Below are 24,353 nucleotides of genomic sequence, written 5' to 3'. Positions count from 1 at the left end.
GCTAAGCCATTCCTTTTGTCCTATGGGCAGATGGATGGCTTTTTATGCATGTGACATTATTGATGGAGGAAGAGAACCGTAAATGAAACAAGATCCATTGAAAGCCGCATTTTCTCACTTGCTCCTTTCGGGAACGGTTGTACACGAGGCTGCATTTTCTAAACTGCAAGAAGTATATGGCCTATCCATACACCCTCATCTCGTGATGGTTGTTTCTATTGATCGTTATCCTGAGCTATCGGCGGGAAAGGGATTAGCGTGGACCATCGAAGTGGGCCATACTGTAGCCGATGCCGTTTGCAAGGCCATCAACATTCCTTTTGTTTGGGCATGGGTTTCGGAAGGAGTCCTTGCATTACTTCTGGAAATTACGGCGGAACCGCTTACCAAGGAGAAGGTGAGGGAAGCGTGCTGGAAGATGGCGAGAGATATCCAATGGTCAGCGAACGGTGTGGATATTCCTGTATCCATAGGCATTGGCACCTATTACGATGATCCCTACATGCTTTACCATTCTTTTGATGAAGCCAAGCGTTCTATGGTTGACCGGTTTTTCCAGGGAAAGCAGATGATCTTCCAATTTGAGAAGAAAGCGAACGTAGAGGAACTGAGACAGACATCTTTTAGCCAACAGGAGAAAACCGAGCTATTGGCACGAGTCCGGATTGGTGATGAAGAAGGGACAGTTTCGATGCTGAAAATCCTTATGGAGAGAATGGCCCATGCCTACAAGTTTAATGTGGATATGTTTAAGTCGGAAGTAGTGGATTTGGTAATGTGGATGTCTAGATTTGCCCTGGAGACTGGAGTAAGTCCGGCTACCATTCTGTCAGAAAACGCTCATTTTATTCAGGATTTATACCAAACCATTCGTTATGACAAATTTGCCCAGAAGGTGTGTGAATACGGTTATCGCCTTACGGAGCAGGTTGCACAAACCCAATCGGCCGGGGTGTCGCCCGTGATTCGGCAAGTGATTCAGTATATGAAGGAGAACCTGGAAAAGAAAATGGCTTTAGATGAATTAGCACGATTTTGCTGTTTGAGTAAATACCATATCAGCCATTTGTTTAAGAAAGAGATGGGCATAAGCATGTTGGACTTCGTTAATCGAATGCGAGTTCAAAAAGCTTGTCTTTACTTAGAACAAACGGAGTTAACCGTACAGCAAATTGCCCATCAAGTGGGGTTTGAGGATGCCAATTACTTTAGCCGAATGTTTAAAAAATACACCCAGTATAGTCCTACTGAATATCGAGAAGTAAAAGTAAATCCATAATATAAAATAAAAATCCAGATTTGTTGTGAAAACATAATAAAAAAGCGATATCAATAGACTGAAATCTTCAGGATTTAAAAAGTCACTCTTCTATTTTCTCATCCTAGATGCTTATAGAATGGAGGTAAGAAAACTTAAAGGAGTGACAAAAACGAATGACAACAACGGAAAATAAAAGAGTCTATAGAGCGCCACGCGGTACAGAATTAAATACAAAAGGATGGGTGCAGGAGGCAGCCTTACGCATGCTGATGAATAACCTTGACCCGGAAGTAGCAGAATGGCCGGAAAAACTGGTGGTTTATGGCGGAATCGGAAAAGCGGCGCGCAACTGGGAAAGCTTTGATGCCATCGTCGAGACGTTAAAGAATCTTGAAGATGACGAGACGATGCTCGTTCAATCTGGGAAACCGGTTGCCGTATTTAAATCTCATCCGGATGCGCCTCGTGTACTCCTTGCCAATTCCAATTTAGTTCCTGCTTGGGCAAACTGGGATACCTTCCACGACCTGGACAAAAAAGGACTCATGATGTATGGGCAAATGACCGCGGGAAGCTGGATTTACATTGGAAGTCAAGGAATTGTCCAAGGAACCTATGAAACCTTTGCGGAGTGTGCAAGACAGCATTTTGGAGGAAGTTTAAAAGGAACGATAACGGTTACAGCTGGTTTAGGGGGAATGGGTGGCGCGCAGCCGCTTGCCGTGACCATGTGTGATGGGGTGGTCATCGGGATTGACGTGGATCGCTCGCGAATTGAAAAGCGGATTGAAACTCGTTATACAGATATCCTGGTAGAAACGCTAGACGAAGCGATTGTACGTGCGGAAGAGGCGAAGAAAGAAGGACGAAGACTTTCCATTGGGTTGCTGGGGAATGCAGCCGACATCTTGCCGGAGATGATCAAGCGCAACTTTATTCCGGATATTATTACCGATCAGACATCGGCGCATGACCCGTTAAACGGATACTTGCCTGCCAGTATGAGCTTAGAAGAAGGAGCCGAATTGCGCAAGAATAATCCAGAGGAGTATGTCAAGCGTTCGAAAGCAAGTATGGCGGTTCATGTGAAGGCGATGCTGGAGATGCAGGCCAAGGGCGCTGTAGCTTTTGACTACGGGAACAATATCCGTCAAGTCGCTTACAATGAAGGGGTAAAGGATGCCTTTAATTTCCCTGGATTCGTTCCTGCTTTTATCCGTCCACAATTCTGTGAAGGCAAAGGTCCCTTCCGTTGGGTAGCCCTATCGGGTGACCCGGAGGATATCTATAAGACAGATGAAGTTATTTTGCGAGAGTTTGCTTATAATACGCATCTTTGCAACTGGATCAAAATGGCCCGGGAGCGTATTGCCTTCCAAGGCCTTCCTGCCCGCATTTGCTGGTTGGGTTATGGAGAGCGCGCCCGATTCGGAAAAATTATCAATGATATGGTACGCAGCGGTGAGCTAAAAGCCCCGATTGTTATTGGTCGCGACCACTTAGATTCCGGTTCTGTCGCATCACCAAACCGTGAAACAGAAGCGATGAAAGACGGAAGTGATGCGGTGTCTGACTGGCCGATTCTCAATGCCATGATTAATGCTGTAGGCGGAGCAAGCTGGGTATCGCTTCACCACGGAGGCGGAGTAGGGATGGGGTATTCCCAGCATAGCGGTATGGTGATTGTCGCCGATGGTACGGAAGCGGCGGAGAAACGCTTACAGCGCGTTCTTACCACCGACCCTGGGATGGGTGTCGTTCGACATGCGGATGCCGGATATGAATTAGCCATCGAGACAGCGAAAAATAAAGGGATTCACATTCCCATGCTAAAGAAATAGGGAGGGAAAAACAATGAATAAAAGACCGGTATTGCTTCGTCACGCTGCCCAACTCATTACTCTTCAGGGAACGTCTGAGCAGCCGGTAACAGGGAAAGCGATGAGCGATTTACACATCATTGAAGATGGAGCCGTCTGGATCGAAGACGGCTTCATCCAGATGGTGGATACCGACGAAAGTGTAACCGCTTTTTACCGGGATCGCCTTCATGAAGCCCATGTTATCGATGCCACAGGGAGGGTCGTAACCCCTGGACTCATTGATGCCCACACGCACCTTGTGTTTGGCGGAAGCCGGGAACAGGAGTACGAAATGCGTTTAGCCGGAAAATCCTATATGGAGATTATGAACGCGGGCGGGGGGATTCACAACTCCACCCGTGCCACGCAAGCGGCTAGTGAAGAGGAATTATATGAGCTGTCGTACAAGCGTTTGAATCGCTTTTTACAATACGGGGTAACGACGCTTGAAGCGAAGAGCGGGTATGGCTTGACCCTGGAGCATGAAATGAAGCAACTGCGGGTAGCCAAGCGTTTGCATGAAAGCCATCCGATCGATATCGTTTCTACGTTTATGGGGGCGCATGCTGTACCTGCTGAATATAAACAGGACCCGGATCGTTTTGTAGACATCGTAGTAAACGAAATGATTCCGGAAGTGGCGAAAAGCGGTCTGGCTCAATTTAATGATGTCTTCTGCGAACACGGAGTGTTTACACCGGAGCAATCGGAGAGAATCCTGCGAGCGGGGATGGAGCATGGATTGCTTCCCAAAATTCATGCGGATGAAATTGAACCCTATCAAGGAGCGGAGTTGGCAGCTAGATTAGGGGCGGTATCAGCGGACCATCTTCTTCGGGCATCGGACGAAGGGATCCGGCAAATGGCGGAAAAAGGAGTGGTTGCTGTTCTGCTCCCAGGAACGGCGTTCTTTTTAAAGGCAGAAGCAGCCAACGGACGCAAAATGATCGATGCCGGTGTGGCCGTGGCCCTATCTACAGACCGAAACCCTGGATCTTCTCCTACGGAAAATTTGCCGTTCATGATGAATTTGGGATGCCAAACGATGGGGATGACCCCAGCCGAAGTTGTAGTCGCGACAACAATTAATGCAGCGCATGCGATTAAGCAAGCCCATCGTGTAGGAAGCTTGGAAAAAGGGAAAGTGGCAGACTTAGTCGTGTTTGATGCGCCAAACTATGCGTATATGCAATACCACTATGCCGTGAACCTGGTGGAGACCGTGATAAAAGCCGGACAGATTGTGGTGGAGAAAGGGAGATTAACTGATGACTTATCCGTATCCTCAGCTTAAACCGCCTCTTTTCCGCTGGTCCCGTGCAGAAGGAAACGAGCCCAAGGTGAACGAATGGATAAGAACGCTCACCGGTGAAGAGCCAACCGTTGATTTTGGCTCCGTGGATGTGACGATTCTTGGGATTCCCCTTTCCCGTTCTTCCATCAGTGCGTCTGCTGCGAGCGAAAACCCAGAGGCGATGCGCCAGGCCTGGAAATCCTTTCATCCTTACCATTTGGAATATGACGTTGATTTAACCCCACTGCATGTGTTGGATCTGGGGGATGTGCGTATGCATGTAACGGATATTTCCCTTTCGCACCAGCGGATTACTGAAGCCATGGTTTCCATGCGCCAACACCATGCTCACGCACTTCCGATCATGTTAGGGGGAGATCATTCCATTACAGCCATGCTGGTGAAAGGCTGGAAAATGGCCCATGCGGAACAGCGAATCGGCATCTTGCAGCTTGATACGCATTTTGATTTGCGCAGTCTCGAGGATAATGGACCCAGCAATGGGACGCCGATCCGGAATCTAATTGAAAGTGGCACCATCCTGGGGGAGGATGTTTATAATATAGGTTTACATGGATTCTACAATGCGAAATCCTTGAAGGAATACGCAGATCAAGCGGGCGTAAATTATGTAACCTTGCGTCAAGCAAGAGAGAAAGGGATTTCTTCCACGATTCAAACGGCATTAGATCAACTGGCGGCTAAAGTCGATGTCATTTATTTGACCGTTGATATGGATGTACTGGATATTGCCTATGCGCCTGGAGTGCCAGCGGGAACACCGGGCGGCATGCGGACGGATGAATTGTTTGAAGCGGTTTATCTGGCGGGAAGGCATCCTCGGGTTCAGGCCATGGATATTGTTTGCCTAGATCCTTTTCGTGATGTGGCGCTGACCACTGTAAAAGCAGGGGTTCATGTCATGCTCACGTTTTTAACAGGATTTGTACAAAGGAAAGGTTATTAAAACCATAAAGTGGAATATTAGGGTCAAATCCTTCTTCTGCAAGGATTTGGCCTTTTCATATAGAAAAGGAATTTACTATGAGAAAAGACGAAAGGACGTTTCTATGCGCCTGCTAATTGCTGATCGAGACTCGATGGAACGGACAGGGCTTGAATGGCTCATTACTTCTTATTCGATGAGATTTTCTGAAATTCGCCAATCCGGAGATATGGCGGCGCTCATAAAAGAACTGGAAGAATATCAGCCGGATATCCTCATTGTAGAGTTGGAAATGATTCCTTCCGGTAGTTGGGATATCTTTATTCGTGCTGCAGAGAGATATGCAGGGGCGATTATTGCTTTAACAGCTGAAGCCGTTTTTGAGCGAGCCTGGCAAGCTATACAGCTGCAAGCCACAGGACTGCTAATCAAACCCTTATCACCGGATCGGATCAGACAGACTCTCACGGCAGTCGTACGCAATAAACGAAAAAAAGAAGGGGAACGAGCAGGAAGCGAAAAGGAAACCCTACAGCACCTGTATCCTTCTTTATTTTACGATACCGATGTACCCTTATCTGAGGGGATGGGCATGATGGTTGTGCATCCGGAAGATCGAGAGGAGATCAGGGAGCTTGCCGAATGGATGGAGAATTATTCCTTTGTCCAGCAAGCTCATATTTTGCCGTTGCGTGAACATATCGTCTGTCTGTTGCCTGCTTATACCAGTGAAATGCTGTATCAAGAAGCACAGCGGTTGGTCAGGGAGGCCCTAGGGAGAACCGGAAGCAAATTGTTTATCGCTCTTTCTCCTATAGGTCATCCTTCCAATAGCATCCATACCTGCTATGAGAGAGCCTTGCAGGCCGTTAAAATGATATTCTTCAAAGGACATCAACAAATTGTTCTGATTCAAGAAGTACCTGTTTTTCTTGACATGGATCCATTTTTAACGCCTGCAGAACAGCGAGTGTGGATGGCGATGCTTGAAGAAGGGGATAAAGTGGCGATCAAGCGATGGCTGTACGAGCAGTTTACTGAATTTCCGGAAGGATTTCCTGAGCCCGAATTATTGCGTATCCGTTTAACCAGCATCCTTGCGCACTTACGCCGTTTCATGCAGACCTATCAGCTTGAAAAAATCCCTCAAGTGGAAATCCGCTATCAGGAGATTTTCCAGACCATTCTACATGTTCCCGTTCTGTTTCGAATTGTACAGGAAATTCTTTTATTTATTTATGATATTCTTCAAGAGGCAAGCAACCAAAAGGAGCATGCCCACGGAGATTTTATCGAGAGAGGTCTGCGTTATATCGATGAACATTTTCACCGGTCTGATCTGAGTCTAGAAGAAGTAGCAAACTATGTACAGCGAAGCCCCAGTTATTTTAGCCATATGTTATCCGTGAAAAGGGCTCAGACCTTTCGCCAATATGTAACCGATGTGCGTATGAAGCAGGCTAAGCATCTATTATCTACATCATCGTTAACCGTTCGTGAAGTCTCTTTTGCCGTAGGGTATGATGATCCGAATTATTTTAGCAGGTTATTTAAGGAATATACGGGCTGTTCGCCTAGAGCTTGGAGACAAAAATAAATCCCGTCGCCTGGCAAAATATAATAAAAAATGGTTATTGACAGCTTAGCTTCTATGGAGTAATCTGGATATAGAGATTAGTAGATTGCTCCATTTAGTTATTAGTTATTTAGAAAAGAGCTTGGCGCAAAAGAAACCATTTTATGTTTTCTTTTGGTGCGAAGTTTTTTGTTTTTTTTATTGGAGGAAAAAACTGTAAATCTATATAAAATACTTACACTTGAATTGTAAGTGAATTCAGCAAGGGAAGGGAGTCCAATGGACAATCGTAAAGATCTGAGATTCGCCGACCATACGAAGTTTTCCTTGGGAAGATTAACTTCATTAATGGTTCTCTTACAACATGATGCTGAAATGAGCAAGGTTATTGAAAATGAGATGATTAGCAGGGAATATCGCTTTACAGTAGGGAAGGTCGGTGCGATGGATCTTACCAAGGTTGTAGCGGCGTTAGAAACAAGCGCTAAATCGAATAAAATCATTGATGCCAACTCTTACCGTGAAGTCCATTCGCTGTATCATGCGATCATCGAAGCCCTTCAGGGAGTGGGCAGAGGTACCATTCAATTTGGAGAGATCTTGCGAACCGTAGGGTTAACCTTTTGTATTGCAAGAGGCCAAGTGGATGTCTCAGGTCAGGCTGGGGAATGGCTGAGTGTTTGTATTTATGGAACGATCGGTGCTCCACAAAAAGGGTTTGAGCATGATGTGTTGGGATTTGGGTATAACCATATCTAATATAATTATACTAGTTTAGTTAGCCTATAGTGATTTAGTGATCAGGGGGCTATACCAAGACGAGAGTTTTCTTGGTGTAGCCTCCTTTTTGTATTCTATTTTATTTAACTAACAAAGGAGATAAGATCACGATGACGATTCAATTAAATGGAAACCAATTGACTTTAGAGCAAATTAGAGAAGTGATTACGAATCGACAACCGGTAGAAATAGCGGAAGAAGCTTGGAAAAAAGTGGAGAAAAGCAGGGAAGTTGTTGATAGGAACGTATCGCAGGGGAATGTGGTATACGGCGTGACAACCGGATTTGGGAAATTCAGTGATACCAGTATTTCTCGCCAGGACGTGGAGGATTTGCAATTGAATCTGATTCGAAGCCATGCTTGTGCCGTCGGTGAGCCGCTATCGGAGGAGGTAAGCCGGGCCATGTTGCTGCTGCGAGCGAATGCACTGGCAAAAGGGTATTCCGGAATCCGAAGAGAAACCTTGCAACTGTTGGTGGACATGATCAATCATGGCATCCATCCGGTCATCCCCAGCCAAGGCTCTTTGGGAGCTAGCGGTGACTTGGCTCCGTTATCCCACTTGGCCCTTGCAGTTATTGGTGAAGGAGAGGTTGTATATAAGGGGAAGAGGCTAGATGGTCTTGAGGCACTTCGTCAAGCGGGATTAAAACCAATTCGTCTGCAAGCTAAAGAGGGGCTAGCTTTAATTAATGGTACCCAAGCTATGACGGCGATTGGCGTGATGGCCTATTTAGAAGCGGAACACTTGGCCCTCTTAGCTGATGGGGTTGCGGCCTTAACCTTGGAAGGCTTAAGGGGTGTAGTGGATGCTTTTATGCCGGAATCCCATTTGGTTCGCCCTTATCCGGAACAAAGACAAGTAGCGGAGCGAATCCTCTCTTATATTGAAGGAAGCCAGCTTACGACGAGGCAAGGGGAGCTTCGCGTTCAGGATGCCTATTCCTTACGCTGCATCCCGCAAGTACATGGTGCGATTCAGCAAGTGCTCGCGTATGTCAGAGAAAAGCTGCTGATTGAAATGAACTCAGCCACAGATAACCCGCTTATTTTCTCTGACTCTGGAAAAGTTATTTCTGGCGGTAACTTTCATGGCCAGCCTATTGCCTTCGCGATGGATTTCCTTGGCATAGCCGTGGCGGAAATCGCGAGCATTTCAGAACGACGAATTGAACGTCTCGTCAACCCGCAGTTAAACGATCTTCCTGGATTCTTGAGTAACGATCCAGGGTTGCAATCCGGTTTAATGATTACCCAATATGTCGCAGCCTCCCTGGTCTCTGAGAATAAAACCTTGGCACATCCATCCAGTGTGGATTCAATCCCTTCTTCTGCGAATCAGGAGGATCATGTCAGCATGGGAACGACGGCTGCTAGGCACGCTGCGATGATTATTAACAACAGCCGAAAAGTATTAGCCATCGAAGCGATTTGTGCGGCACAAGCTGCTGACATTCGCGGCAAGGAGAAACTAGCTCCGAAAACCAAATGCCTGCATGACGCTATCCGTGCCGTGGTTCCGATCATTGAAAAGGATCGTGTATTCTCCAAGGATATCGAGAGTCTATCCGAACGGATGAAAGAGCGAGAGTTTGTCATCGATCGTAGTATGGTAACCGTTTAAGCTGCTTTAAATAGAATTCTAGCCGGGATTCATTCCCGGCTCTCTTTAAAAGATTGTGTGGAAGCGCTTAAGTCATAGTTGTAGAAAGGGTGGTTTTATGTTCAATGCGGTGGTGGTTTCTGTCCTTGTCATGTCCCTATTAAGTCTTTTCCGTGTGAATGTGATGTTTGCCATTTTAATAGCAGCGGGTGTTGCAGGTTTAATAGAAGGGTTGTCTTTGTCCGAAACCATGAATATGCTCATCTCCGGGATGGGTGGACAAGCCAATACGGCACTAAGCTATATCATGCTTGGGGTATTTGCTGTGATGATTGGATATTCAGGAATTACGGGATTTCTTGTAAAAAGACTTGTAAGCATTTTAAAAGGAAAACGTTTTGTTATGTTATTGACGATTGCTGGGGTCGCCTGTATGTCTCAAAATGCCATTCCGGTACACATTGCTTTTATACCGATCTTGATTCCCCCTTTGTTACATTTATTTGATAGAATGAAGGTCGACCGACGAAGCGTCGCCACCGCATTAACGTTTGGATTGAAGGCGCCCTATATGATGATACCAGCAGGGTTCGGGTTAATCTTCCATGGGATTATTTCCGATGAAATGAAAGCAAGCGGGATGGAAATTGGGCTTTCCTCTGTTGCTTATGCGATGTTAATACCGGGATTGGGAATGGTTGTTGGGTTGCTGATTGCCATATTTATCTCGTATAGGAAAGATCGGGAACTGTCATTGGATGAACAAGCGATGATAGATTATCAAACGACTAATGAGATTGCTGTTGCAGAAGAGATGGAATTGACATTTACTTACCGTCATTTCTTTACGATCATGTCGATTGTCGTTGCACTCATCGTTCAACTGTTAACGGATTCCCTTGTCTTGGGAGCAATGTCTGGGATTGTACTCATGTTTTTATTTGCAGTTGTCCCATTCCGAGAGGGAGAGAAGGTGATTTCGGAGGGAATCACGATGATGGGCATGATTGCATTCGTGATGCTAATCGCCTCCGGCTATGCCACGATTTTGAAGGAGACTGGAGCTGTGGAGGATCTGGTGCAAGCCGCAACGGGTATCTTAGGAAGTAGTAAACTGATTATTGCTATCATGATGCTACTAGTGGGACTTTTAATAACGATGGGAATTGGGTCCTCATTCGGAACCATCCCTATAATAGCGGCCTTATTCGTGCCCATTTGTGCAGCAGTAGGGTTCTCGCCATTGGCAACTGCAGCATTAATTGGTACAGCGGGTGCTCTTGGGGATGCAGGATCACCTGCTTCTGACAGCACGTTAGGTCCCACGGCAGGGTTAAACGCAGATGGTAGGCATCATCATATATGGGACACTTGTGTGCCTACATTCTTACATTATAACATCCCCCTTATTCTATTCGGGGTCCTGGCTGCGATGATTCTGTAGATATGATACATGCTTAAATGATTATGTCATGTTCTGATGCGGGTTAAAAGATAATAGATTATTAAAAGCTAAGAGAGTTGAGTGTAGGCGTTCCATACAGCGAATTTTAGTCGAATTCCCCCGTGTAGAGTCGGATGGAGGAGGAAGGGATGAAAGCAATCGTATACGAGAAGTACGGACCGCCGGATGTACTTCAGCTGCGAGAGGTGGCCAAGCCTGTACCGAAGGACAACGAGATATTAATTAAGGTCTATGCTGCAACTGCTGCAGCGGGGGATTGGCGCATACGCAAGGCAGATCCTTTTCTTGCGCGGCTGTTTAACGGTCTGTGGAAACCGAAAAGAGTAAATATTCTCGGATTTGAACTGGCGGGAGTGGTAGAATCGACAGGCAAAGGCGTTACTCGGTTTAAGCCGGGGGATGCTGTTTATGGCGCCTGTGGATTCGAATTTGGCGCGTATGCTGAATACAAATGCCTGCCCGAGAACGGCGCAATCGCGCTCAAGCCCGCGAACATGACGTTCGAGGAGGCGGCCGCAGTTCCAGTTGGAGCCTATACCGCCTTGCAATTTCTTCGCAAAGGCAACATCCAATCCAGCAAGCGCGTGCTTGTCTACGGTGCTTCCGGAAGCGTCGGGACGTATGCAGTACAGCTTGCTAAGCATTTTGACACGGAAGTGACCGGAGTATGCAGTACGTCGAATGTGGAGTTGGTTACATCGCTGGGTGCCGATCGAGTTATCGACTATACGAAAGAGAAGGTTACCGATCATGGGCCGACCTACGATATCATTTTCGATACGGTTGGGAAAAGTCCATTCCGTGCTTGCGTCAAGCGTCTGACACCCCACGGCTTCTACCTACGAGCGGTCCATATGAGCCCTCTGCCTATCTTTCTAGGGCTATGGACCAACTTCACAAGCAAGAAGAAGGTGATCGGAGGAACAACGAAGGAGAACGCAAAAGACTTGATATATCTTAAGGAGTTGATCGAGGCCGGTAAGCTGCGTTCGGTCATTGATCGCCGTTATCCGCTGGAGCAAGCAGCAGAGGCTCACCGCTATGTGGAGCAGGGCCATAAGAAAGGTAACGTGGTTTTAACCGTTCGACCAGGTTGAAGGCAATGGCTTTTGCCGCTTTTCTTACAGAGAGATTAAGTTCAATAGCTAAATATCAGAGACAAAAGGCTGCCATTGAAAAGGCAGCGTTTTGTGTTATTGGAGAGGTGAAAGCAAGTTGCTATGTTAACAGGTAAGCCATCCTTTCAACCGAAAAAGAAATTCAACCGACGATTATCGATAGTATGGGAAGGGGGTTGGCTTCCTTCCCCCGCATTATGCTGCGCTAAAGGGGAGCATTACTGTAACTTCCATCTCTTCAAAACGTATTACAAATTATAACAAAGGGAGATTCTTGTACGAGGAGGAATGAAAGTGAAACAAACACCAAAGATTTTATCTTTCTTAATGATTGTATTGCTTATCTTAAATGGCTGCAGCCCAACCGATGTGCATAAGGAGGATGATCTATTCCAATATAAAAATTCTTATGTTGGAGATAACGGGGCTGTTGGGAAGATCGCTTCCCGATTACCGAATCCAAATGGTGAACATCCAAATGGAATGGAACTCCAAACGAAAGAAGAACCTTTTGGAATCATTCTAAATTATATCGAGGCTGAAAAAAGCGATGGTATGGAAACAAACTACAAAGAACTTGCTCTATATAACGCAACCTTTATCCTTGCATTAGTCCATAACGCTGAATGGGTTCAATTTAATTTTGTCGAAAAAGAGTTCATTGTGACCAGAGAAAAGTTACACAGTTTATACGAAAAAGACATCAGGCAGTTTAATAACGAGGAGGAACTAAGAAAGGTCATTATTGAAAAATTAGAGGATGAAGATAGAGTTCATTCGTTTTTTAATTAACGGGAATTCGGACGAATAAATAAACCCTAATCTCTTGGTTGATTTCAAGAAGATTGGGGTTTTTAGTTATCTTTTTTGTTGCAAACTCAATAATTTTATAGTAGATTATTTTTATGTAATTATTGCATTTGCAATAAAAATAGGAGCTAAGGAGTTCATGATGAAGGAAATTCTTCGTGAAATTGGGATGATTGCAAGGGCATTAGATTCTATAAGTAATATAGAATTTAAAGAATATGACCTTACAAAAGGGCAGTATTTGTACCTTGTGCGAATCTGTGAAAACCCAGGAATCATTCAGGAAAAGTTAGCTGAGATGATAAAAGTAGATCGAACAACCGCATCACGTGCAATCAAAAACCTCGAAATGAATGGCTTTATCGAAAAGAGAGAAGATCGACATAACAAAAAAATTAAGAAACTGTTTCCGACAGAGAAAGCGAAGGGGGTATACCCTTTTATAAAAAGAGAAAATGATTACTCCAATAGCGTGGCATTAGAGGGGTTTTCCCATGGGGAAGTAGAAACCATTTTTACACTTCTTCAGAGAGTAAGAAAAAATATAGAAAAAGATTGGGAACATGTTAAAAAGGGAAACAAGAGAAATTATTGATCAATAGAGGAGCGACATATTTATGACTATAAATATAAAACCGTGCACCCTTGAAGATTTACGCACACTACAAGAAATTAGTTATGAAACATTTAAGGAGACATTTGAGGATCAGAATTCACCTGAAAATATGAGTGCCTATTTGGAACGGGCATTTAACTTCAATCAACTAGAAAAAGAATTATCCCATCTTTCTTCGCAATTTTTTTTGGTTTATCTTCATCATGAAGTTGCTGGGTATTTAAAGCTGAATACGAATGATGCTCAGTCTGAAAAAATGGGGGATGAATCACTTGAAATCGAGCGGATTTATATAAAGAAAAAATTTCAAAAACATGGACTTGGTAAACATCTGCTAAATCAAGCATTGGAAATGGCGACGGAGAGTAATAAAAAGAAAATTTGGCTAGGTGTATGGGAAAAAAATGAAAATGCTATTGCCTTCTACAAGAAGATGGGGTTTGTTCAAACGGGATCTCATTCTTTTTACATGGGGGATGAAGAGCAAATGGACTTTATCATGACCAAAACACTCATGTAACTCTATTTTAAAAAACTTTAAGGAGAGACTTATGTATATTCCTTCACACTTTTTAATTGAAGATGTAAACATTGCTTATAAGGTTATGAAAGAATACAGCTTTGCGACCTTATTCTCTCATCATAACGGAATACCCTTTGCTACACATTTACCTTTAATTTTGGATCAGGAAAATCAATACTTATATGGACATTTTGCCCGTCCAAATCCACAATGGAAAGATATTCAAAATCAGGTGGTTTTAGCAGTTTTTCATGGTCCGCATTGCTATATCTCCCCCTCATGGTATGAGACGAATAAAGCAGTGCCAACCTGGAATTATGTGACGGTTCATGTAAACGGAGAAATCGAACTTATTGACGATGAGCAGCAGTTAATGGAGTCCTTTCATGAAATGGTACAGAAGTACGAAGCCCCTGGTAGTCCATACCGATTGCAAGATGTGGACGCTGACTATGTGGGAGGATTGAGCAAGGGTGTTCAAGGATTTAAAATGAAAATAACCAAGATTGAGGGCAAAGCAAAGTTAAGTCAGAACCATCCAGTAGAACGACAAGAGCTTGTCATCCAACAACTGGAACGGAGCTCAGGTGAGAATGAACGAAAGATTGCCACTCTCATGAACGCAAACCTACAAAGAATGAAGTAAGGATGAGCCGACTATGCTCCAAATCGAACAAACTTTCCTATCGGCATGAAAAGCTTCCGATAATGATGGATACTACATCTCCGAAAGGGCTTCAATAGAAGCTATTCTTATATCGGAGTATGAGGAGTCTACATGGTGAAATTTCTACTAGGATGTGTTAAGATATTGCTAAGGATTTCCATACGCTGGAAGTCCTTGTCTTTATGCTATTTTTTAAGGAGGCGAACATGATGTCAGTAAGTATGAAATTCTGCAGAGGTTATAATCCATCCAGGGGGTGTATCTATGATGAACCATAGTTATAACCATCCATTAAGGAGTGGGTTAGTCAAGCAACTGGTTTTTATTGATGAAAATCGAACCGAGTTATTGAATCAATATCTGTCTTCTGCTCCAACTCGGGATAGGAATCTCAAATTTTTCGAACAGTATGTTTCGGAGATTGAACATTTGATTTCCAGTCTTGGAAATCAGGCTTCAGCTTGTTTAAATAAAGTCTATATCGGAACCGAAGTCTCCGTATTGTATGAAGATGATCAGTTTACCGATCAGTTCACCATTTGCTTTCCAGAACAGTCGAATCCTGAACAAGGTTGTATATCCTTTCTATCCCCAGTAGGCAATCAGCTTTTATTAAGAGAACTGGGGGAGAGAGTCGTTTTATGTACTCCGACTGGTGAAACTTCGGTAGTCATCCAGAACATCCAATACAATGAAGGGATGGTCTGGTGATGAACCATCATTTGCAATGGACCCAGGAATCGATTCCCAACGTACCCGATGATAAACAGATCCAATTTTTACAGTCTAACCGCAAAACAACATCGATTACTTGGGTCGGACATTCTACTTTTTTGATTCAAACCGGTGGATTAAATATTCTAACAGATCCAATTTGGACCTCTTTTATGGGCTTAAAGAGAAGAATTTCCGCCCCGGAGATCCATCTGGACGAATTGCCAGCCATTGATGTGGTGTTACTTTCTCATGGACAGCATCTTTGGTTGCACTTCCATACCTTTCACCGAATAAAGGGAGATCCCCTCTATTTAGTACCTAACGGTTTGCAGGAAGTATTTATTGGAAAGGGGTTTAATCATGTCAAAGAAGTATCTTGGTGGAACCACTTTGTAAAGATTCCTCTTCAATTTACCTTCGTTCCTTCTCATCGTGGAACAAGGAAAAGTCTCTTCGATGAAAAAAAATGTTCCACGGGGGGATGGATATGTCATAATCCTAAGACAAAGGAACATATTTATTTCGCTGGAGATACCGGATATTTTCCGGGTTTTACTGAGATCGGGAGGAAATATGCTATAGATATTGCAATCATCCCCATTGGGCCTTCTAAACCCCAATGGTTTCGCAAAACAGATGTTATGCCCTTAGAAGATGCTGTTCAAGCCTTTATAGATGTGCAAGCTAAACAGTTCATTCCCATGCAAAATGGAACCGTTGCATTCAGCGAATCTGAACAGGAGTTGTGGACGAGACTAAGAGACGAATGGCGTAAGCGTGGTTTGCTAGATCATACGTTGAGGCTCTTGCGACAAGGAGAAACTTGGAAGATAGAAAGCAGCCCTTCCAATCCCGGTCCAGGAGGTGGTTATCTACAATGAACCGCAGCCTCCTCTCACCTAGCCAATGGACGTATGTCTGGATGGGAGTAAAGGATGTTCAAGATTTAGAAGATATGAAGGAACAAATCAAAAACCAAATAATCGATCCGAGCATGGATTGGAAGACCCGGATGGATCTTTATTCTCAGATTCGATTGATAAATGAGCATATCATACAATCAAATCAACGTACTTCTTATTGAAATGTAAGGAGGTTGTTCACCTTTAGTGAACGACCTCCTTCTTGTTTTACGAATGGGACATTCGAACACGTCTTCAAAGGATTTACCGGGTTGTGGGTGCAATAGTTTAGGAAGATTTTTAGTCATCCGAAGATAACTGAAGTTATACTAAAATTTTTATATTGCACTTATGGTTATTAAAACCTACAATGAAGATGTTTTATCTCATACCTCGATAATTTAATAGGTGATATGGATGTTCAGTGATTTATTTATCAATACTTGTATTATCGTTTCACTCATTTTCTTAGTGAGTCGTTTTTTCAACCAGTATCATCCGATTTCACCTGATTCCCCATTGGGTGTTAAGTTGGTTTTAAGTGTCCTTTGTGGTGTGTTAGGGATTGTATTAATGAAATTTTCCATTCATGTTAATCCCACTACAATAGTGGACTTACGCCACATTGGTATTATATTAATTGCAGCCTATTGCGGTTTTTTTCCTTCTGTTATTGCGGGATTAATTGTAGCTATAGGGCGATTGTTGTTACTGGATGTCACGCATAATGCCATGGAAGCCTCGATGGTGATGTTCATCTTGGGGATGGGATGCGGTATCTTGTTTAACTTCACTACTCGCTGGTCTGTCCTTCAAAGACTGATCCTCATGAATACTTTCTGTATGACGGCCATTTCGTTCTTAATCGTACACATGTTAAATCATGATATTGAATTCAATCTATCTACTTTTTGTTATAAGATTTTGCCTATTCACTGGTTTTTTTCCTTTGTGGCGATGTATTTTTCCTACTATACCATGGAGTATATTCGGGCTAGAAACTCCATCTTTAAAAAGTTGGAAAAGGATTCTGCTACGGACTTTTTAACGAGTTTGAATAACCAACGACAATTTGAAACGTTGTTCAACGCCTATATGTTCAAAGCCAAGCAACAGCAAAAGAATCTAACCCTTCTCCTTCTTGATATTGATCACTTTAAAAAAATCAATGATAGGTATGGACATGAAGCGGGAGATGCTGTATTAAAGGAGATCGGGGTCATCCTGCAAAAGGCTACCCGTCTAGGGGATATTGTGTCTCGAAACGGCGGAGAGGAATTTTCTATCATTTTACCAGATCAAACGAAAAGCCAAGCCCAAAATATAGCTGAACGAATTAGGAAAACGATGGAGGAACATTATTTTTTATTACCAACTGGCCTAAGTATTCAGATTACCGTTTCCATTGGCATCGCAACCTATCCCGAAACCTGTGAAACGAAAGATTTGTTTAAAAAAGCGGATGAATCCTTGTATAAAGCTAAAAGCTTAGGTAGAAACCTTGTAGTTGTACAAGATTCACTATAAAAGAGGATGAAAAGAGGGTGTCCCAAAACTTATGGGACACCCTCTGCTTTTTAATTAGTCAGAGGCAAGTGACTGTAAAACCATCTTTTGGCTAGATTTCGACTTAAAGGAAGAGTACATAGAATAGCCATGAGAACAACGGAACCTGAAATCAAAAGGATCTTTTCTGCATCCGATCACTGCAATGATAGCGGTTGAAACAAGGATTTGCTTGAATTTTACAAGTTCCGAAACAAATAAAGCCGACATCTAGATAGACTACGTAAAAATAGTCATCAGGTTGTCGACTTTTTTGTAGTTGGGATTCTCGCCTTCTGCAGTCAATGGCTAAAACTACCTCCCTCTCTGTTCTCCCTTGGTAAAGAAAAAGATAAAAATACCAAGCGAAAGTGCGGCCATGAAAATGAGGTCCTTGGATGGTGTTAAGTCATTGGAAGCCATTTTGCACACCTCTTTCTATTCTTTCCCACACCCTGGGGTGGTGTTTAAACTGTTTCTTGAGAATTGCGCGTAATGCCTTAAATCTTTTGACTACATTTAAGTTCGGTTCATTTCTTGGAATACCAAAAATGGGACCCGTAATGTTAATGGTAAACCTGCCGGGACCAATAAAAGCACCTTGAACATTAATCTGGTTCACAAGTAATAACAGTCCGATTGTTACGCTTATTCCTCTGATTACGAGATTCTCTACTGCGCTTCCTGATTTGCTCACAAGGCGTCCCGTTCCTGTTATGGGCCCGCCGACGGTCACACGAAACCCTCCAGAAGAAATAACAGTGGAACTAATCGTGATTTGGTTAATGAACAGTAAATAAGCAGTTGCAAGATCAACGGTCCGCTGTATTTGAAGAATGCTCAGTGTTTCTTTTTCCCGTTCACCCTTTTTCATTCATAACATCCACCCTCTTATTCACTGTATTCCAATCCTCGATTTTTGGCATAAGCATCTATCCAATAAGGTATTAGAAGGAGAAAATGTAATGAATGATCGCTAGCTATCATAAAAGTCTAATTAGGATACTAGAGGCGGATTCCTAAATGGGTTCATGAGCTAGGTCTACCCTGTTGAACCCAGTTTAATGTGCGAAAGGAATGAGTGATCTTGGATACGGTTATTGGAAAAAGTGTGATTCGAAAAGAAGCTAAGGAAAAAGTAACCGGGTCGGCAAGATATACGAATGATTACTCCTCACGCGATATGCTTCACGCAAAGATGGTGACCAGTCCTTACGCTCACGCCATCATTAAGGCTATCGATACGAGTGATGCCTTATTGATTCCTGGAGTGCGGGCGATTCTACTAGGGCAGCCGTCTCCCTTGACGGGAGAAGAGATGCGAGATCGGCCGCCGATTGCTTATGGAAAAGTTCGCTACTATGGAGAGACCGTGGCGCTTGTTGTAGCTGATAGCCCGGTCATAGCCAAACGGGCGGCTGACATGATCCGTGTTTCCTATGAACCACTTCCTGTGGTGAACTCCCCTAGGCAAGCACTCGAGCCAAATGCCCCTCTCGTTCATGAGAATGTCATGAGTTATCGACGAATTGAAGGGGTCTATCCAGAGCCAAATTCCAATGTGGCGAGCCGAACGAAAATTCGCAAAGGAAATGTAGAAAAAGGATGGAAGGAAAGCGAAGTTAAGGTGGAGGCCCATTTTTCCTTTGCGCCATCTGATCACGCGGCGATGGAAACCCGATGTTCATTTGCGGAAATTCAATCGGATGGAAAGATTATCATCACGACTTCCTCCCAAGCCCCCTTTATGGTGAAAAAACTGATCAGTGCTTATTTTGGAGTGGAAGTAGGGAACATTATCGTTCACACACCGCTCGTTGGAGGGGCTTATGGGGGCAAGGCCTCTGTCCAGTACGAAATTCTCACGTATATGGCCTCAAAAGCAGTTGGAGGCAGACCCGTCAAATTATTGTACACAAGAGAAGAGGATATGACGACAGCTCCCTGTCACATTGGTCTTGATGCAACCGTAAAGCTGGGCTGTACACGGGACGGTAAGCTCAAACTAGCGACCCTTCTTTATTTATTTGATGGAGGGGCCTATTCGGACAAAGCCATTGATTTAAGTCGAGCGGCCGCTGTGGACTGTACGGGTCCTTATCATATTGAACATATTTGGTGCGATTCGTTATGTGTGTATACCAACCACCCTTATCCTGCACCCTTTCGAGGCTTTAGCCATTCGGAAGTGCACTTTGTCTTTGAGCGGACGATGGATATCCTGGCCCAAAAGCTGGGCATGGACCCTCTCGTCTTACGTGAAAGGAATGCTATTCTTCCAGGACATCGGACGCCTACGCAGGTTCTTCTGAATACCAGCAATGTTGGGAATTTGCCTGAATGCATTCGACGATTGAAGGGTCATATGAATTGGGAAGAAGGGCAGCGAATCGATCTAGGGAACGGGAAAGTGCGAGCGAAAGGCATCAGCTGTATTTGGAAAACTTCCACGATTGATACGAACGCGAGCTCCGGTGTCATTCTCACGTTTAATCCGGACGGCAGCGTAAACCTTATGTCTGGTGTGATCGAAATCGGCACGGGAACCAAAACCATTCTAGCCCAAATCGTAGCAGAACGGCTAAAAATGCCCGTGGACCAGGTCCATGTCCGGATGGAAGTAGACACCCAGACCACACCGGAACATTGGAAGACGGTTGCGAGCCGAGGAACGTTCATGGCCGGAAGAGCCGCCTTGGTAGCAGCTGATGACGCCATTCGACAGTTAAAGGCGATAGCCTCTTGTGTCTTGCGGTCTCCTGTGGAGGATCTTGTGGTTGCCTTCGGTAGAGTCTTTTTGCGTGATGACCCCAAAATGGGATTGGACTTAAAGGATATTGCCTATGGTTATACCTACCCGAATGGAAATGCTATTGGGGGCCAAGTCATTGGGAGGGGAACCTACATCCTTAGGCATATGACTCTATTAGATCCAGAAACGGGGGCAGGGAAGCCAGGGCCGGAGTGGACCGTGGGGGCCCAAGGGGTGGAAGTTGAATTCAATACACTAGATTACACCTATCGAATTGTTAAAGCGGTCTCCGTCATTGATCTCGGAAAAGTGTTGAATGAAAAAGCGGCAAGGGGCCAAGTGATGGGGGCCATGAGCATGGGATTAGCGTTCGGCGGCAGGGAAACATTCGTATTTGATCAACAGGGAAGGGTCCTGAATCCGCAGCTGAGGACCTACCGGCCACTTCGGTTTGGAGAACATCCGGAGTATATCGTAGATTTTGTGGAAACGCCGCAGTTGGATGCTCCTTATGGGGCAAGAGGTGTAGGGGAACATGGTTTGATTGGGATGCCTTCCTGTTTGGGGAATAGCTTGTCGGTGGCTGCCGGAGTGTCTTTGCATCACTTGCCATTGATTCCTGAGGTAATCTGGAGAACGAAAGAGAAGGGGAATGCCAAATGATCCCCTATGACTTCAACTATTATCTGCCCTCATCGATCCGAGAAGCAATAGAGATTTATCATTATTTAGAAAGCAAGGGCCAAAACCCAGTCTATTATGGGGGAGGTACGGAGATCATTACTCTGGGACGGCTCAATCTTGTTCCAACAAGGGCTGTCATTGATATTAGGGATATTCCCGAAAGCCAAATCCTTGGCACCCATCATGATCATATCTCCCTTGGAGCTGCCTTGTCCTTGACCCGCATTGAAGAAGCTAATGTTTTTCCGCTCTTGACTAAGATATCCAGCGAGGTTGCGGACCACACGGCTCGTAATAAAATTACGCTAGGCGGAAATATTTGCGGACGGATTTTTTACCGGGAGGCTGTTTTGCCTTTTTTACTTACGGATAGCGAAGTCCTGATTGCTGGTCCAAGAGGAGTCCATTATTTTCCCCTACATGAGCGTTTTGACCAGCATCTTCGGTTGGATAAGGGAGAATTCCTGGTTCTACTTAGAACGAAGAGAGAAGATACAGGCTTGCCCTATGTTGCTATCAAGAGGCGACAGCAATGGGAGACAGGATATCCCTTAGTTACGATAGCGGCCATAAAGAAGGAATCGCATATTAGAGTTGCTTTTAGTGGGGTTTGCCCATTTCCTTTTCGTTCTAGAAGATTGGAAGAGGAACTCAACAATCCAGAACTCCCTATGAACGAGAGAGTACGTTATGCCACTCGGCATCTTCCCAGTCCCATTTTGAATGATGTAGAAGGATCCTCTGATTTTCGACTGTTTGTTATTCAGAATCTCTTGGTGGAAATATTAACTACGCTGGGAGGGGATCGTGATGCAAAAATTTGAAGGCGATCATATCTCGTTACATCTTGAAATTAATGGGGAAACCAAAAGGGTATTTGTTAGACCGGCGAATACGCTTTTGTACGTGCTTCGAGAACAGCTCGGGCTTACAGGAGCGAAGCCCGGCTGCTTAAATGGAGACTGTGGAGCCTGTACGGTTCAAATAGATCGCTTACCGATGAAATCTTGCCTGATGCTTGCTATCGAAGCTCGGAAGAAAAAAATAACGACAATTGAAGGGCTAAAAAACACTCCCCTACAGCAAGCTTTTATTGACCATTTTGCTTTTCAATGTGGTTATTGTACACCTGGCTTCATCCTGAATGCCCATGCACTCCTTACCCATCATCCCCAAGCTAGCGACAGTCAAATGAAGGAATGGCTAGAGTCAAATATTTGCAGATGTACAGGATATAAAGAAATTGAAGAAGCCGTGAAGTCCGTGATGAACCAAAATCATCCCAATAAAATGTAGGTCTTAAAAGTGTGATGGCGACGTAAACGATCTTGAGGAAAATGACCGAAGGCTATCAGAACAGGTAAAAGGTCCATTCGATAAGGAATGGACCTTTTCCTTTACCCATCGAGGGTTTTCCTGCATGATTAGATTTTCCGACGGTTTTGCTATGAATATAAGAAAGACTAAATCCGTAATGAGAATGTTGGATGGGTCTGGTTTTTGAAATTAAATCTTAAATCTTCTTTATTGGTTATTTGTGGTAAAATATAATTTGAGAATAGCTAATAAAAATTAAAAGCCAAGGAGAAAAAGATGACAATAGGTGCATTTTCTGTAAGTCTAAATGTTAAAGACATTATGGTATCGAAAGAGTTTTACGAAAAGCTTGGGTTCCATGTATTGGCTGGCGACATGACAAAAAACTACTTAATCATGCAGAATGACGATTGCACGATTGGATTGTTTCAAGGAATGTTTGAAAAGAATATGTTGACCTTTAATCCGGGGTGGAATAATAAAGCTGAAGAAATCAATCCGTTTAAGGATGTAAGAGTTTTACAAGAAGAATTACGCAATAAGGGAATAAAGATCATTAGTGAAGCAGACGTAAAAACGGAAGGACCAGCCCATATTTTTATTGAAGACCCCGATGGAAATCCAATTCTTATAGATCAACACAGATAGGTTAAAACGTAACCTTAGTTTTTAGAAAAAAAGAAAACCGCTGAAGAGCGGTTTTTTCTTTTTTGGCAACAAAGCATTCAGGAGGGAGTCTTTTTTCTCCCAGTTCTCCTGATGAACATTTGTTTAAGATGAATGAGAGACTACGGAATTTAGAGAACGAAATTAAACTCCTGAAAGATGTGGAAAGATCTAGAAACATCATCGTGGAAAACTTGAACATTGAGAAACTTATTGTGGACAAGGTAAATTATGAAAATAATATAGGCACAATTGGAATTAAAGAACTAGAAGGGAAACTGAACATAGGGGCCAATTATGAGACAGATTCCCCTATAGCTAAAATGAATGAAAAGAACAAAGGTTTATTAAAGAAACAAGATCAAAAAGGAAATCTAAACAACGGCAATACCGTTGGCGTGAATAAATCTGATTCGAGTGGACCAACAATCCATTTAAAAAATAGAAGTTCATCAAATTAGCAATTGTGTTTAAGAGGCGCTTTGCAAATGGGTATCTAAAACATGAGGTTGTAGAGGTAGAATCTGTAAAGCAATAGAGAATTGATTTTTCCGATCGTTATATAAGTAATTCCGAGGACTACGATTTACGTCTTTTTAATAAAAGTAACTTTAGCTTTTTTGAGCTAAAAGTCGCTGAAAAAGGTTGCCTATATGAAAGGACTATGACAGAATGAATAAAAATAACGAATGGAGAAAATAAAACGGTGTCTATGTTGCCAAATTGCCCAAAATGTAATTCAGAATACACTTACGAAGACGGAAGTCTTTTTGTTTGCCCAGAATGTGCTCATGAATGGAATTTACAATTGGAAACCCAAAATAGTGAAGATAGAAAAATCATTAAAGATGCAAATGGAAATGTCTTAAACGATGGCGATTCTGTTACAGTAATTAAAGACCTTAAAGTAAAGGGAACTTCTTTGATTGTAAAAATTGGTACAAAAGTTAAAAATATTCGTTTGATTGATGGAGATCATGATATTGATTGCAAAATTGATGGGTTTGGAGCTATGAAATTAAAATCGGAGTTTGTAAAAAAGATATAAATGCAGGTTTAGGAAGCCCTCCGACATGGAGGGCTTTTACTCTTGCTGCCTCACTTTTCTTTACTGCTTGGTTAAAAACGGAGAATCATATCAGAATACAAAAGTGTTGGTTTTTACGACGGGTCTCGATCGTTCAAAAATGGCTATGAATGAATGCAAAAATCGTACATAGATATTGGAGAATATGTCATTAGAAGGTG

Annotated in this window: 24 protein-coding genes; 23 read left to right on the top strand and 1 reads right to left on the bottom strand. The window is 43.5% G+C overall.

Annotated features, from left to right (window positions below; translation table 11 throughout):
• Window positions 1-82: 82 nt before the first annotated feature.
• The 17 genes from EIZ58_RS22535 to EIZ58_RS22455 all read left to right on the top strand — a co-directional run bounded on the left by EIZ58_RS22535 (window position 83) and on the right by EIZ58_RS22455 (window position 17,668).
• A complete protein-coding gene (locus EIZ58_RS22535) occupies window positions 83-1,279 on the top strand; it encodes a helix-turn-helix domain-containing protein (protein ID WP_134703169.1) in 1,197 nt (398 codons plus the stop codon).
• A gap of 155 nt (window positions 1,280-1,434) precedes the next feature.
• Window positions 1,435-3,102: a urocanate hydratase gene (gene hutU, locus EIZ58_RS22530; RefSeq protein WP_134703168.1), complete on the top strand. Its 1,668-nt coding sequence runs from the start codon at window positions 1,435-1,437 to the stop codon at window positions 3,100-3,102.
• A gap of 13 nt (window positions 3,103-3,115) precedes the next feature.
• Complete coding sequence (gene hutI / locus EIZ58_RS22525; RefSeq protein ID WP_134703167.1) at window positions 3,116-4,417, top strand: imidazolonepropionase; 1,302 nt, start codon at window positions 3,116-3,118, stop codon at window positions 4,415-4,417.
• Window positions 4,392-5,384, top strand: coding sequence for an agmatinase family protein (locus EIZ58_RS22520; RefSeq protein ID WP_134703166.1), 993 nt, complete (start codon window positions 4,392-4,394; stop codon window positions 5,382-5,384). Before hutI ends, EIZ58_RS22520 begins: the two co-directional genes overlap by 26 nt.
• Window positions 5,385-5,487: 103 nt before the next feature.
• A complete protein-coding gene (locus EIZ58_RS22515) occupies window positions 5,488-6,960 on the top strand; it encodes a helix-turn-helix domain-containing protein (RefSeq protein ID WP_134703165.1) in 1,473 nt (490 codons plus the stop codon).
• Window positions 6,961-7,218: 258 nt separating this feature from the next.
• Window positions 7,219-7,698: a histidine utilization transcription antiterminator HutP gene (gene hutP, locus EIZ58_RS22510; protein WP_134703164.1), complete on the top strand. Its 480-nt coding sequence runs from the start codon at window positions 7,219-7,221 to the stop codon at window positions 7,696-7,698.
• 131 nt (window positions 7,699-7,829) lie between these two features.
• Window positions 7,830-9,344, top strand: coding sequence for a histidine ammonia-lyase (gene hutH, locus EIZ58_RS22505; protein WP_134703163.1), 1,515 nt, complete (start codon window positions 7,830-7,832; stop codon window positions 9,342-9,344).
• 97 nt (window positions 9,345-9,441) lie between these two features.
• On the top strand, window positions 9,442-10,767 hold the full coding sequence (locus EIZ58_RS22500; protein ID WP_134703162.1) for a Na+/H+ antiporter family protein: 1,326 nt from the start codon (window positions 9,442-9,444) through the stop codon (window positions 10,765-10,767).
• Window positions 10,768-10,916: 149 nt separating this feature from the next.
• Window positions 10,917-11,885, top strand: coding sequence for an NAD(P)-dependent alcohol dehydrogenase (locus EIZ58_RS22495; protein WP_134703161.1), 969 nt, complete (start codon window positions 10,917-10,919; stop codon window positions 11,883-11,885).
• A gap of 315 nt (window positions 11,886-12,200) precedes the next feature.
• Window positions 12,201-12,698, top strand: a complete 498-nt coding sequence (locus EIZ58_RS22490) for a DUF4825 domain-containing protein (protein WP_134703160.1) — start codon at window positions 12,201-12,203, stop codon at window positions 12,696-12,698.
• Window positions 12,699-12,858: 160 nt separating this feature from the next.
• Window positions 12,859-13,311, top strand: coding sequence for a MarR family winged helix-turn-helix transcriptional regulator (locus EIZ58_RS22485; protein WP_134703629.1), 453 nt, complete (start codon window positions 12,859-12,861; stop codon window positions 13,309-13,311).
• A 22-nt stretch (window positions 13,312-13,333) separates the two neighbouring features.
• Window positions 13,334-13,852: a spermidine/spermine N(1)-acetyltransferase gene (gene paiA / locus EIZ58_RS22480; protein ID WP_134703159.1), complete on the top strand. Its 519-nt coding sequence runs from the start codon at window positions 13,334-13,336 to the stop codon at window positions 13,850-13,852.
• Between the two features lie 31 nt (window positions 13,853-13,883).
• On the top strand, window positions 13,884-14,501 hold the full coding sequence (locus EIZ58_RS22475) for an FMN-binding negative transcriptional regulator (RefSeq protein ID WP_134703158.1): 618 nt from the start codon (window positions 13,884-13,886) through the stop codon (window positions 14,499-14,501).
• Between the two features lie 285 nt (window positions 14,502-14,786).
• Window positions 14,787-15,233, top strand: a complete 447-nt coding sequence (locus tag EIZ58_RS22470; RefSeq protein WP_240689321.1) for a GreA/GreB family elongation factor — start codon at window positions 14,787-14,789, stop codon at window positions 15,231-15,233.
• Window positions 15,233-16,120 (top strand): MBL fold metallo-hydrolase, encoded by an 888-nt coding sequence (locus tag EIZ58_RS22465; RefSeq protein ID WP_134703157.1) that lies wholly within the window; start codon window positions 15,233-15,235, stop codon window positions 16,118-16,120. The genes EIZ58_RS22470 and EIZ58_RS22465 overlap by 1 nt, the downstream gene beginning before the upstream one ends.
• Window positions 16,117-16,323, top strand: coding sequence for a hypothetical protein (locus EIZ58_RS22460; protein WP_134703156.1), 207 nt, complete (start codon window positions 16,117-16,119; stop codon window positions 16,321-16,323). Before EIZ58_RS22465 ends, EIZ58_RS22460 begins: the two co-directional genes overlap by 4 nt.
• Before the next feature lie 235 nt (window positions 16,324-16,558).
• Window positions 16,559-17,668 carry a diguanylate cyclase gene (locus EIZ58_RS22455; protein ID WP_134703155.1) on the top strand — a complete coding sequence of 370 codons (1,110 nt, stop codon included), beginning with the start codon at window positions 16,559-16,561 and terminating at the stop codon, window positions 17,666-17,668.
• Between the two features lie 427 nt (window positions 17,669-18,095).
• Here the strand turns inward: EIZ58_RS22455 and EIZ58_RS22450 are convergent, their stop codons facing one another.
• The gene (locus EIZ58_RS22450; protein ID WP_134703154.1) at window positions 18,096-18,560 is read right to left on the bottom strand and encodes a hypothetical protein; all 465 of its coding nucleotides are present in this window, start codon (window positions 18,558-18,560) and stop codon (window positions 18,096-18,098) included.
• Between the two features lie 213 nt (window positions 18,561-18,773).
• Between EIZ58_RS22450 and EIZ58_RS22445 the strand changes: the two genes are divergently transcribed.
• From EIZ58_RS22445 to EIZ58_RS22420, 6 genes are all read left to right on the top strand, one after another.
• The gene (locus tag EIZ58_RS22445) at window positions 18,774-21,101 is read left to right on the top strand and encodes a xanthine dehydrogenase family protein molybdopterin-binding subunit (protein ID WP_134703153.1); all 2,328 of its coding nucleotides are present in this window, start codon (window positions 18,774-18,776) and stop codon (window positions 21,099-21,101) included.
• Window positions 21,098-21,946 carry an FAD binding domain-containing protein gene (locus EIZ58_RS22440; protein WP_134703152.1) on the top strand — a complete coding sequence of 283 codons (849 nt, stop codon included), beginning with the start codon at window positions 21,098-21,100 and terminating at the stop codon, window positions 21,944-21,946. The genes EIZ58_RS22445 and EIZ58_RS22440 overlap by 4 nt, the downstream gene beginning before the upstream one ends.
• Window positions 21,933-22,418 carry a (2Fe-2S)-binding protein gene (locus EIZ58_RS22435; RefSeq protein WP_134703151.1) on the top strand — a complete coding sequence of 162 codons (486 nt, stop codon included), beginning with the start codon at window positions 21,933-21,935 and terminating at the stop codon, window positions 22,416-22,418. Before EIZ58_RS22440 ends, EIZ58_RS22435 begins: the two co-directional genes overlap by 14 nt.
• 297 nt (window positions 22,419-22,715) lie before the next feature.
• Entirely contained in the window at window positions 22,716-23,087 is a 372-nt protein-coding gene (locus tag EIZ58_RS22430; protein WP_134703150.1) for a VOC family protein, read from the top strand.
• 62 nt (window positions 23,088-23,149) lie between these two features.
• Entirely contained in the window at window positions 23,150-23,566 is a 417-nt protein-coding gene (locus tag EIZ58_RS22425) for a hypothetical protein (protein ID WP_134703149.1), read from the top strand.
• Between the two features lie 245 nt (window positions 23,567-23,811).
• A complete protein-coding gene (locus tag EIZ58_RS22420) occupies window positions 23,812-24,153 on the top strand; it encodes a zinc ribbon domain-containing protein YjdM (RefSeq protein ID WP_134703148.1) in 342 nt (113 codons plus the stop codon).
• Window positions 24,154-24,353 lie beyond the last annotated feature (200 nt).

It is taken from the genome of Ammoniphilus sp. YIM 78166 (genome assembly GCF_004522215.1).
Lineage (GTDB): Bacteria > Bacillota > Bacilli > Aneurinibacillales > RAOX-1 > YIM-78166.
The sequence above is the reverse complement of the archived record's forward strand: the minus strand, read 5'-3'. Positions and strand labels throughout refer to the sequence as shown.

Coding starts and splice junctions, on each gene's coding strand:
- EIZ58_RS22535 (WP_134703169.1), top strand. CDS start 83: ATGAAACAAGATCCATTGAAAGCCGCATTTTCTCACTTGCTCCTTTCG.
- hutU (WP_134703168.1), top strand. CDS start 1,435: ATGACAACAACGGAAAATAAAAGAGTCTATAGAGCGCCACGCGGTACA.
- hutI (WP_134703167.1), top strand. CDS start 3,116: ATGAATAAAAGACCGGTATTGCTTCGTCACGCTGCCCAACTCATTACT.
- EIZ58_RS22520 (WP_134703166.1), top strand. CDS start 4,392: ATGACTTATCCGTATCCTCAGCTTAAACCGCCTCTTTTCCGCTGGTCC.
- EIZ58_RS22515 (WP_134703165.1), top strand. CDS start 5,488: ATGCGCCTGCTAATTGCTGATCGAGACTCGATGGAACGGACAGGGCTT.
- hutP (WP_134703164.1), top strand. CDS start 7,219: ATGGACAATCGTAAAGATCTGAGATTCGCCGACCATACGAAGTTTTCC.
- hutH (WP_134703163.1), top strand. CDS start 7,830: ATGACGATTCAATTAAATGGAAACCAATTGACTTTAGAGCAAATTAGA.
- EIZ58_RS22500 (WP_134703162.1), top strand. CDS start 9,442: ATGTTCAATGCGGTGGTGGTTTCTGTCCTTGTCATGTCCCTATTAAGT.
- EIZ58_RS22495 (WP_134703161.1), top strand. CDS start 10,917: ATGAAAGCAATCGTATACGAGAAGTACGGACCGCCGGATGTACTTCAG.
- EIZ58_RS22485 (WP_134703629.1), top strand. CDS start 12,859: ATGAAGGAAATTCTTCGTGAAATTGGGATGATTGCAAGGGCATTAGAT.
- paiA (WP_134703159.1), top strand. CDS start 13,334: ATGACTATAAATATAAAACCGTGCACCCTTGAAGATTTACGCACACTA.
- EIZ58_RS22475 (WP_134703158.1), top strand. CDS start 13,884: ATGTATATTCCTTCACACTTTTTAATTGAAGATGTAAACATTGCTTAT.
- EIZ58_RS22470 (WP_240689321.1), top strand. CDS start 14,787: ATGATGAACCATAGTTATAACCATCCATTAAGGAGTGGGTTAGTCAAG.
- EIZ58_RS22465 (WP_134703157.1), top strand. CDS start 15,233: ATGAACCATCATTTGCAATGGACCCAGGAATCGATTCCCAACGTACCC.
- EIZ58_RS22460 (WP_134703156.1), top strand. CDS start 16,117: ATGAACCGCAGCCTCCTCTCACCTAGCCAATGGACGTATGTCTGGATG.
- EIZ58_RS22455 (WP_134703155.1), top strand. CDS start 16,559: ATGTTCAGTGATTTATTTATCAATACTTGTATTATCGTTTCACTCATT.
- EIZ58_RS22450 (WP_134703154.1), bottom strand. CDS start 18,560: ATGAAAAAGGGTGAACGGGAAAAAGAAACACTGAGCATTCTTCAAATA.
- EIZ58_RS22440 (WP_134703152.1), top strand. CDS start 21,098: ATGATCCCCTATGACTTCAACTATTATCTGCCCTCATCGATCCGAGAA.
- EIZ58_RS22435 (WP_134703151.1), top strand. CDS start 21,933: ATGCAAAAATTTGAAGGCGATCATATCTCGTTACATCTTGAAATTAAT.
- EIZ58_RS22430 (WP_134703150.1), top strand. CDS start 22,716: ATGACAATAGGTGCATTTTCTGTAAGTCTAAATGTTAAAGACATTATG.